The sequence below is a fragment of the Paenibacillus medicaginis genome, assembly GCF_042138635.1.
Taxonomy (GTDB): Bacteria; Bacillota; Bacilli; order Paenibacillales; family Paenibacillaceae; genus Paenibacillus; species Paenibacillus medicaginis.
Genome location: NZ_JBHIRY010000038.1, coordinates 36,733 through 45,968 on the forward strand (window position 1 = coordinate 36,733; position 9,236 = coordinate 45,968).

6 protein-coding genes are annotated in these 9,236 nt (G+C 49.8%); all 6 read left to right on the forward strand.

Annotation, left to right across the window (positions count from 1 at the left end; genetic code table 11):
* Positions 1 to 109: 109 nt before the first annotated feature.
* Positions 110 to 2,056 carry a glycoside hydrolase family 127 protein gene (locus tag ACE5LO_RS24580; protein ID WP_375522566.1) on the forward strand — a complete coding sequence of 649 codons (1,947 nt, stop codon included), beginning with the start codon at positions 110 to 112 and terminating at the stop codon, positions 2,054 to 2,056.
* Between the two features lie 159 nt (positions 2,057 to 2,215).
* The gene (locus tag ACE5LO_RS24585) at positions 2,216 to 3,955 is read left to right on the forward strand and encodes a sensor histidine kinase (protein WP_375522567.1); all 1,740 of its coding nucleotides are present in this window, start codon (positions 2,216 to 2,218) and stop codon (positions 3,953 to 3,955) included.
* 6 nt (positions 3,956 to 3,961) lie between these two features.
* The gene (locus ACE5LO_RS24590) at positions 3,962 to 5,095 is read left to right on the forward strand and encodes a response regulator transcription factor (RefSeq protein ID WP_375522568.1); all 1,134 of its coding nucleotides are present in this window, start codon (positions 3,962 to 3,964) and stop codon (positions 5,093 to 5,095) included.
* A 192-nt stretch (positions 5,096 to 5,287) separates the two neighbouring features.
* The gene (locus ACE5LO_RS24595) at positions 5,288 to 6,961 is read left to right on the forward strand and encodes an extracellular solute-binding protein (RefSeq protein ID WP_375522574.1); all 1,674 of its coding nucleotides are present in this window, start codon (positions 5,288 to 5,290) and stop codon (positions 6,959 to 6,961) included.
* Positions 6,962 to 7,038: 77 nt separating this feature from the next.
* Complete coding sequence (locus tag ACE5LO_RS24600) at positions 7,039 to 7,929, forward strand: ABC transporter permease (RefSeq protein WP_375522569.1); 891 nt, start codon at positions 7,039 to 7,041, stop codon at positions 7,927 to 7,929.
* Positions 7,930 to 7,944: 15 nt separating this feature from the next.
* Entirely contained in the window at positions 7,945 to 8,829 is an 885-nt protein-coding gene (locus ACE5LO_RS24605) for a carbohydrate ABC transporter permease (protein ID WP_375522570.1), read from the forward strand.
* The last annotated feature ends 407 nt before the right edge of the window (positions 8,830 to 9,236 follow it).

The window sequence follows — 9,236 nt, forward strand, 5'->3', positions numbered from 1 at the left end:
TTTTGTGTCATTTTTTATAAAAAAAGGTTCAATCCTTTTCTATTTCGCCCATTGATCAAAGCATATAATTGAAATTGAAAAGGGTCAAATTCTATAGGAGGAATTTCATATGCAGAAAACGCAAGTTTACATTCAGGATGATTTCTGGGAAGATTATTCCGAACTGATTCGCAACACCGTCATCCCTTACCAATGGGAAGCGCTGAATGACAGAATAGAAGGGGCGGAGCCGAGCTACGCCATCCGGAACTTTCGGATTGCAGCGGGTCTGGAGGAAGGGGGATTTGGCGGTTGGATATTTCAGGACAGTGATCTTTATAAATGGTTGGAAGCGGTTTCCTATTCTCTTCGCGATCGCCCGGATCCGGAACTGGAGCGGATTGCTGATGAAGCCGTTGACCTCATCGGTCAGGCGCAGCACGACAACGGTTATCTGAACACCTATTTCACGATTAAAGAACCCGGAAAGCAGTGGACAAATCTGTACGAAGCCCACGAGCTTTATTGCGCAGGCCATTTGATTGAAGCTGCGGTTGCTTATTACCAGGCTACAGACAAGCGCAAGCTGCTCGATATCTCCTGCCGTTTCGCTGACCTGATTGAAAGTTTGTTTGGCACGGAGCCGGGGCAAATGCGGGCTTATTGCGGGCATCAGGAGATTGAACTGGCCCTGGTCAAGCTATATGGGGTTACGGGAGAAGAGCGTTATTTGAACCTGAGCCGCTACTTTATTGATGAACGGGGAAGCAAGCCAAACTATTTTGTTGAAGAATGGGAACGCCGCGGCAGGACGAGCATTTGGAATCGCGGAACACCTAATCTTGAAATGTATCAAAGCCATCTTCCTGTACGTGAACAAACGGTTGCTGTCGGTCATTCTGTCCGTGCTGTCTATATGTATACCGCGATGGCTGACCTGGCACGCCTAACGGGGGATGACAGTCTGCGCGAAGCTTGCGAGCGTCTATGGGCAAATGTGACCCGCAAGCAGATGTATATCACCGGCGGTATTGGCGCGACTCATCTTGGCGAGGCTTTCACGTTCGACTACGATTTGCCCAACGATACGGTGTACGCGGAGACCTGTGCATCCATCGGTTTGATCTTCTGGGCGCGTCGTATGCTGCAATTGGAAGCGAAAAGTGAGTACGCCGACGTTATGGAGAGAGCGTTGTACAACAATGTGCTCGGCAGCATGTCCAGGGACGGCAAGCATTTCTTTTATGTGAATCCGCTCGAAGTATGGCCGGAAGCAAGCCGGAAAAATCCCGATAAATTCCATGTGAAGCCTGTGCGCCAGAAATGGTTTGGCTGCTCCTGCTGTCCGCCGAACGTGGCCCGTCTGCTGAGTTCGCTTAGCGATTATATTTACGATGTATCCGCTGACGGAGCGACGGTATACGTTCATTTGTACATCGGCAGCGAGATCGGCTTTGCAGCCCCTGACGGCTGCCTTGTGACGTTGCATCAGCGGTCCCAATTACCTTGGCAGGGACGGACCGAATTCTCGGTTTCGCTTGCGAACGGTGCTGGTGCTGCCGGCACTGCATTTGAGCTCGCACTTCGAGTCCCCGACTGGTTCCAGAACGGACGTCCTGTATTGAAAGTAAACAGGGAAATTCAAGATTATCGCATGGAAAATGGTTATGCGAAAATTGAACGAACCTGGTTAGAAGGAGATACTTTGGAATGGCTGCTCCCCATGGAGGCAAAGCTGATTGCTGCTCACCCGCAAATCCGTGCAAACGCCGGTAAAGCCGCTATTCAGCGCGGGCCGCTCATCTATTGTGTCGAAGAAGCGGATAACGGGGCACCGCTTGCTTCGCTGTCAATGGCGGGGGAGCCGAAGCTGTCAGAACGTCTGGTACCAGACCTGTTCGGCGGCTGTATTGTTGTCGAAGGGGACGGACTGGCTGACGATTCTGCTTCGTGGCCTGAAGGCCAGCCCTACCAGCCGCTTAACAAGCAGACGAAGCCTGTTCGTTTCAAGGCGATTCCTTATTATTTATGGGGCAACCGTCAGCCAGGGGAAATGAGCGTCTGGCTGCGCTGCTGAAGTCAGACCGCTTTTTTTGCACCTGATCCAGCGGGATAATCGTACAAAGCCATCGGACAGCGAGTGCACATATCTTGCTATAAAGGTTTATCTTAAAAAGAGCCTGAAGGTTTTTGGGTAAAATTTCCCGGATCCTTCAGGCTTGTTGGGGATGAAAACATGAAACCGGACCATAAACGAAAGTCCCGCATCGAACGAATGACGTTGAAAAACCGGATTCTCCTGCTTTTTGTGGCATCAACGCTGATCCCTTTTATCTGCACCTGCTATCTATCCTACAAAACGATTAATTCCATCCTGAACACGAAGCTGCAGTCCGGCATTCAAGGCAATCTGAAGCAGGTGACATTGTCACTTGAGAACTCATTGAACAACCTGAATCATGTTTCGCAGCAGCTCGCCTTCGAAGGCAATATCGGCCAACAGCTGGAGCAGTTCATGATGGCCGATCAGCCCTATGAGCGCAGCTATCTGACGGATCAGATCAAGTACCAGCTCAACCTGGTTACATTCACCAATCCCAATATCGGTCTGACGATGTATTACTTTCATAATGACAGGTCTTTCCTCTTTGAGACCACGGGCGTGAAGGAATCCTTTAATATTGACCGTCTTCCCGTCATCGCTTCCTATTACGGCATCACTTATTACGGGCCGCATCTCAGCAACGACCAGTTCAATAATCAGTATGTGCTCTCTGCATTGCGCAAGGTCGAACTGCCGGAGCGGGAGGATGCATATGTCTACATCGAATCCGGCTTTAAGCTGACACAGAGCATTCTCGACCTTGACGGTGTCAGCAAAAACGCGAATCATCTGATCCTGGACAACAATGGACGGATCTCATACAGTGAATTAAAAGACGTTTTTCCTGAAAACACAATGTTCCCGGGTTTGACATCTCCGTCCCTGGGCTCCGGTGAAACTTCCGAATATTATTGGTACCGCCAGATCAGCAATCAGGGCTGGAGTGTGGTGTCCCTGATTTCCAAAGCCGATTACAACCGGGAGAAAAACCGTTGGATTGTACAGATGCTGGCGTTGTTCTTGCTGTTTACCTTGGTCAGTCTCGTTTTTGGCTGGCTTTTGTGGAAGATGGTATATCGGCCGCTGGCGAGATTCAATAAAGAAATGAAGCGCATGGCCAACAGCAATTTCGACGCTGTAACGATGCAATCACGCATCCCGGAATTTGAAATGCTGTTAACCCAGTTTCAGCATATGAAGTCGCAAATTGCCCAGTTGTACTTGGAGGTGCAGACGAAGGAAAAACGCAGGGCGGACCTTGAAATTGAGAAGCTGCTTTATCAAATTAACCCGCATTTTCTGATGAATACGCTGGATACAGCCCACTGGCTTGCCGTAATGAACGGCCAGGAGGAAATTGACCGTCTTGTCACTTCATTGAACAAACTCCTGTATTACAACCTTCGTAAAGGCAATCAGGTTGCGACGATTCGGGAGGAGATCGACTCGCTCAAGCATTATCTTACTTTGCAGCAAATCCGGTACAACTTTCAGTTTGATGTTCGTATACGAGTAGACGACGAACTGTTGGATGTAAGCATTCCCAGATTTATTCTGCAGCCTTTGGTTGAGAATGCCCTATATCACGGGCTTGATGATGAAGGCAGGATTGAGGTCGAAGTTAGTAAGAACGAGCGGCTTGAGATTGCCATTCAGGACAACGGCGCGGGCATTTCCGAGGAAACGATCTCGGCATTGCTCGAGCAGGAACAAGTGGAGCGCCAGCGGGCGGGGATGGGGATCGGATTGAATTATGTGAAGCGTATGCTGGAATCTTACTATGACGGGAATGCCAGTCTCACGGTATCCAGTGAAATGGGCAAGGGCACCCGGATCGTCATCCGGCTGCCTATCCACAGAGAAGGAGAATAATGCAGCATGATTGATGTGCTCATCGTTGATGATGATAAGCTGGTGCGCAAAGGGCTCATATCCGCCATGCCATGGGACTCCTTCGGCATGAGAGTGATCGGTGAGGCGGCGAATGGCGAGAAAGCGCTTGAATTTCTGCAGCATAACCGGGTAGATCTATTGATGACTGATGTGGCCATGCCGGTCATGTCAGGCATCGAATTGATCCGGATCGTTCGCAAACGTTATCCGGATATAGCCATCGCCGTGTTAACTCTGCACCAGGATTTTGAATACATTCAGGAAGCGCTGCGTTTGGGTGCCGTCGATTACATCGCCAAGGTTCAGCTTGAAAAGGAGCGGTTCGAGCAGGTGCTTGGCCGCATTCATGAACTCATCCTGAATCAAAGACGGAGGCCGTCGAATGAACCGGATGCCGTCTACAAGCAAAGGGATTTCTTCTATGATAGCGACGAATTTGAGCCAAATTCAATCGAGAAATTCGCTCAGGAATTGCAGGCTGAGCAGCCGGGGCTGTCTGAACGAGAGGTAGAAGCCGTGAAGGAAGCGCTGCATGCCTTTCGCTGGGTTCATGATGATTCGTATTTTGCTGAGCTGTGCAACCAGCTGAGGGGGCTGAGGCTGCCAGCTCCGAAACTGATGCAGCTGCTCTACGGTGTCATTGTGGATTGGAACCGGCTTTTTAAAGCCCTGACGCAGACCGGGATCACGCTGCCCGACACATTCTCGTGCTGGCGGGAGGTCGTAGAATGGATGGGAGGCTTCAGGGAGAAGGCGATCATGTTGTCCGGTCACCAGCAGGTTAGCAAGGAGGTGAGTGCCAGCATCATGTCGGCCGTAAAGATCGTTCATGATGAGCTGGATTTTCCTTTGTTTGCGGTGGACGTAGCGAAACGGGTCAATCTCAGCCGCAGTTATTTTAACCAATGCTTCAAGGCGATTGTCGGTTATTCATTCAACGAATATTTGCGCAAGGTGCGAATAGACAAGGCGCGGGAATATCTTGCACAGACAGCTAAACCGATTGTGTGGATTGCCGAACATACCGGATACGCAGACGAGAAATATTTCAGCAGAACCTTTCGTGAACAGACAGGCATGCTGCCAAGTGAGTATCGGCAGCAGCACAAGTCAAGATAGAGTAATGAACGGCATATAGGGGGAGAAATGAATAGTAAGCGCTATCATTTTCGTTCATTTATCCCCCTGTGTCTCGTTCTCTGCCCTATCCATGAATCTATTTAAGCCATGCTATATTGATGTTGCTTGACAATACCGACAACGTGACAGAAGGGGGAAATCAGCTTGGCCAAGAAATTTATCCTGATTGCAATGACTTTGCTGCTGATCATGTTAAGCGCTTGCAGCGGCACGAATGGCAAGGAGAATGAATCTGCTGCGGAAAGCACAACGCCTGGTGCTGCAGACGGAGGCAGCGAGCCCGGCGATCCGTTTGGTAAATACCCTGAGACGATTACCCTTACGTACGGCAAATCCGTGGATCCTACGGACAAAAGCTTGCCTGCCGGAGATACACCGGAAACGAATCAGTACTCCCGCTATGTCAAGGAACACTTGAATATCGACACCAAGGTGACCTGGCAGGCCGCAACCGGTACGAACTATGACCAGAAAGTAAATCTGGCTATCTCCAGCAATGACCTGCCGGACGCGCTCGTAGTCAAGGACACCCAGTTAAGGGCGATGGTGAAATCCGGCCAGCTGGCTGATCTTACAGATGTATTCAATAAATACGCTTCCCCGGCGATGAAAAGCTATATGGAGAAGACCAACGGTGTCTCGACCGGGGCGGTCACCTTTGACGGAAAAATGTATGCGATTCCAAGCATACAGGTGCAGTCGGATGGCGTCCATCAAATGTGGATCCGCAAGGATTGGCTCGACAAACTGGGTCTGCAGCCTCCGAAGACGATGGAGGAGCTCGAGAAGGTCGCCAAGGCGTTTGTGGAGCAGGACCCGGACGGCAACGGTCAGAAGGATACGATTGGCATTGCCGGACAGCAGAACGGGGACCGGTTGTATGCGAATTTTATCGAATCGACGAATAATACGTATGGTCTTGATCCGATCTTTGGCGCTTATAAATCCTATCCCGGCTTTTGGGTCAAGGACGCTTCAGGCAATCCTGTGTACGGCTCCATCCTTCCGGAGACGAAGCAGGCGCTGGCCAAGCTGCGCGATATGTACGCGGGCGGGCTGATTGATAAAGAAATCGGCATCCGGAAAAGCGCTTCTGAAACCGTTGTCAACGGCAATGCCGGCATATTCTTCGGCCCATGGTGGATGGGGTATGGCCCGCTGGGGGATGCGATTAAGAACGATCCCAAGGCGAACTGGCAATCCTATCTGCTGCCGCTTGACGCAGACGGACAGTTCAATGCCCACATGGGTGCGCCGTCCACAGTATTTGTAGTGGTCCGCAAAGACTACGAGCATCCCGAGGCAGTTATTAAAATGATGAATTTGCTGATCCGTGACGAATCGAAGTTCGATATCACCGTTCCTATCGGTCACTATCCGCTCCGTGTCCCCATGTCTTATACGGACGAAAGCGAATATTCCGCCAAAGCGCTGCAGGACTTTTTATCAGGGGCGAAAAAACCGGAGGACTTCACAGATCCGGGCTATAAGCTGCTCGCGGCTGACATTGAGAACGTGAAGAAGGTCAAAAAAGAGCCGTATGACAATATGGACATTCAGTATTGGGATCCACAGACCGATCTCGGGATCTGGAGCCGCATTTACTCGCTGCTCGTTGGAGCCGCTCCGCTGCAACAGGACTACAACAAAGTATACAGTGTGCTGTACTCACAGACCAGAACGATGGAGAGCCGCTGGTCCAACCTCAAGAAGCTGGAAGATGAGACCTTTTTGAAGATTATTATGGGCGCCGCGCCGATCGATGATTTTGACAAGTTCGTTGACGATTGGAAAAGGCAGGGTGGCGACAGGATTACGGAGGAAGTGAAGGAGTATATGAAATAAAAACGATGCTGGCAGAGACGCGGCGGGCCAATCCGGCGCGTCTTGCTGGTCATACAGACTGAAGGAGGAGCGCAAAGGTGAGAAACAGAGGTTTTACCAAGCATTATTACATCATGCTTCTGCCCGGTTTCGTCTGGCTGCTGCTGATCAATATCATCCCCATGTTTGGGATTGTCATCGCTTTCCAGGACTTTAATCCCGGACAGGGATTCTTCAAATCGGAATGGATCGGACTTGAAAATTTCGATTATATGTTCAGCCTGAACGACACACGAGTCATTTTCTTTAATACCGTCTTTATTGCTGTCATGAAGATCGCGGGCAACCTGATTGTGCCGCTTGTATTCGCCATTATGCTGAATGAGCTTCGTCTCATGGTGGTAAAACGGTGGATTCAGACGATAGTGTACCTGCCGCATTTTTTATCCTGGGTTATATTGTCGGGCATTCTGCTTGATGTATTCTCCTATACAGGCCCTGTTAATGGATTGTTAAAGCTGTTTGGCGTGGAGCCGGTGCTTTTTTTCGCCCGCGCGGACCTGTTTCCCTTTATCGTGGCAGGCAGCGATGTGTGGAAAGAGTTTGGTTTTAACACCATTATTTATTTGGCGGCATTGACGGGAATCAATCCCTCTCTCTATGAAGCTGCCTCCATTGATGGGGCGTCCCGGCTGCGCCGGATATGGCATGTGACGCTTCCAGGGCTGAGAACGACCATTGTGCTGCTTGCCGTATTAAGTCTCGGTAATGTTTTGAATGCGGGATTTGATCAAATTTTTAACATGTACAATCCGCTGCTCTATTCGACAGGTGACATTATCGATACATGGGTATACCGCGAAGGGCTGCTGAATATGCAATACGGGCTTGCGACAGCGGTCGGCCTGCTGAAGTCGGTAGTCAGCTTTATCCTGATTATCGTGTCTTATGTGCTGGCATCGAAGTTTGCGAATTACCGGATATTCTGACAAAGGAGTAACCCTATGATAAGAGAAAAGACACTGCGATCCAGGCTGTTCGATACCCTTCTGCTGATCGTATTGCTCCTGATTGCATTCGTTTGTATTCTGCCGCTGTGGTATACGCTGGCTGTCTCCCTCAGCGAGAAATCGGCCGCAGCGGCGGGGCAGGTGTGGCTATGGCCAGTAGGCTTTAATTTTAATTCATACCGGCAAATTATCGGTGACAGCTCTTTTTTTTACTCCTTCTGGATCTCCATCCAGCGCGTTGTGCTGGGGGCTTTGATCACCTTTGTCGTCACCACCTTGATGGCATACCCGCTGTCCCGCAGCACCCGGGAATTTCGGCTTCGCAACGTGTTCATGTGGATTCTCGTCTTTACCCTGCTGTTTAATGGAGGTTTAATTCCCTGGTATATGACGGTAAAGGCGCTTGGGCTGTATGATACGATCTGGGCGCTCGTGCTTGGGGGCGGTGTTCCGGTATTCAATGTCATCCTCATCGTGAACTTCTTCCGCAATTTGCCGAAGGAACTGGATGAGGCGGCGCTCGTTGACGGTGCTGGCCCGTGGCGGATGCTGATCATGATGTATATTCCTTTGGCGGTGCCGGTGCTGGCCACCGTTACGTTGTTCACCATCGTATACCATTGGAATGAATTTTTTCACGGTCTTGTGTTGACTTCCGGGCAGGATCACTACCCCTTGCAGACGTTAATCCAGCAATTCGTTGTAGTCATTGATTCTGCCAATATGACGGAGGATCAGTACAAGCGCTTAAACGAGCTTTCCAATCAGACACTTAACGCGGCGAAAATTTTTATTGCCATGGTTCCCGTACTCGTTGTATACCCGTTCCTGCAGCGGTTTTTCATTCATGGCATTACATTGGGATCGGTTAAAGAATAATGGGGAGGCTTCAAGAGGTGACAGAAGCATAAATGCTTAAGAGGCCGCAGCACTGCGGCTTTTTGACATACCAGAATTTATAAAATTCGGGATGGGAGAGTGTCTCCGCATTTTGGGTTAATCTGGATTTTTAATGTTGACTTCACAGCAATTGTGGGATACATTTTTCTATATAGTGCTCAATTTTTCTATAGTAAACTCAGAGGTAATCGTTATGAAATCTATCGCCAAAATCGCAATGACTGCTTTGGTTGCTATTGCTATCATTACCGTGCCCCAAGCATTGGCTGCTGTTGTAAAACCAGTGAAAACGACAATATCGGTTCATGAGTGAACGTCAAATAGCCCCCACCTATCGGTGAGAGCCGACTTGGACTATATTATTGTGGAATCTTGTTCATCCGGCA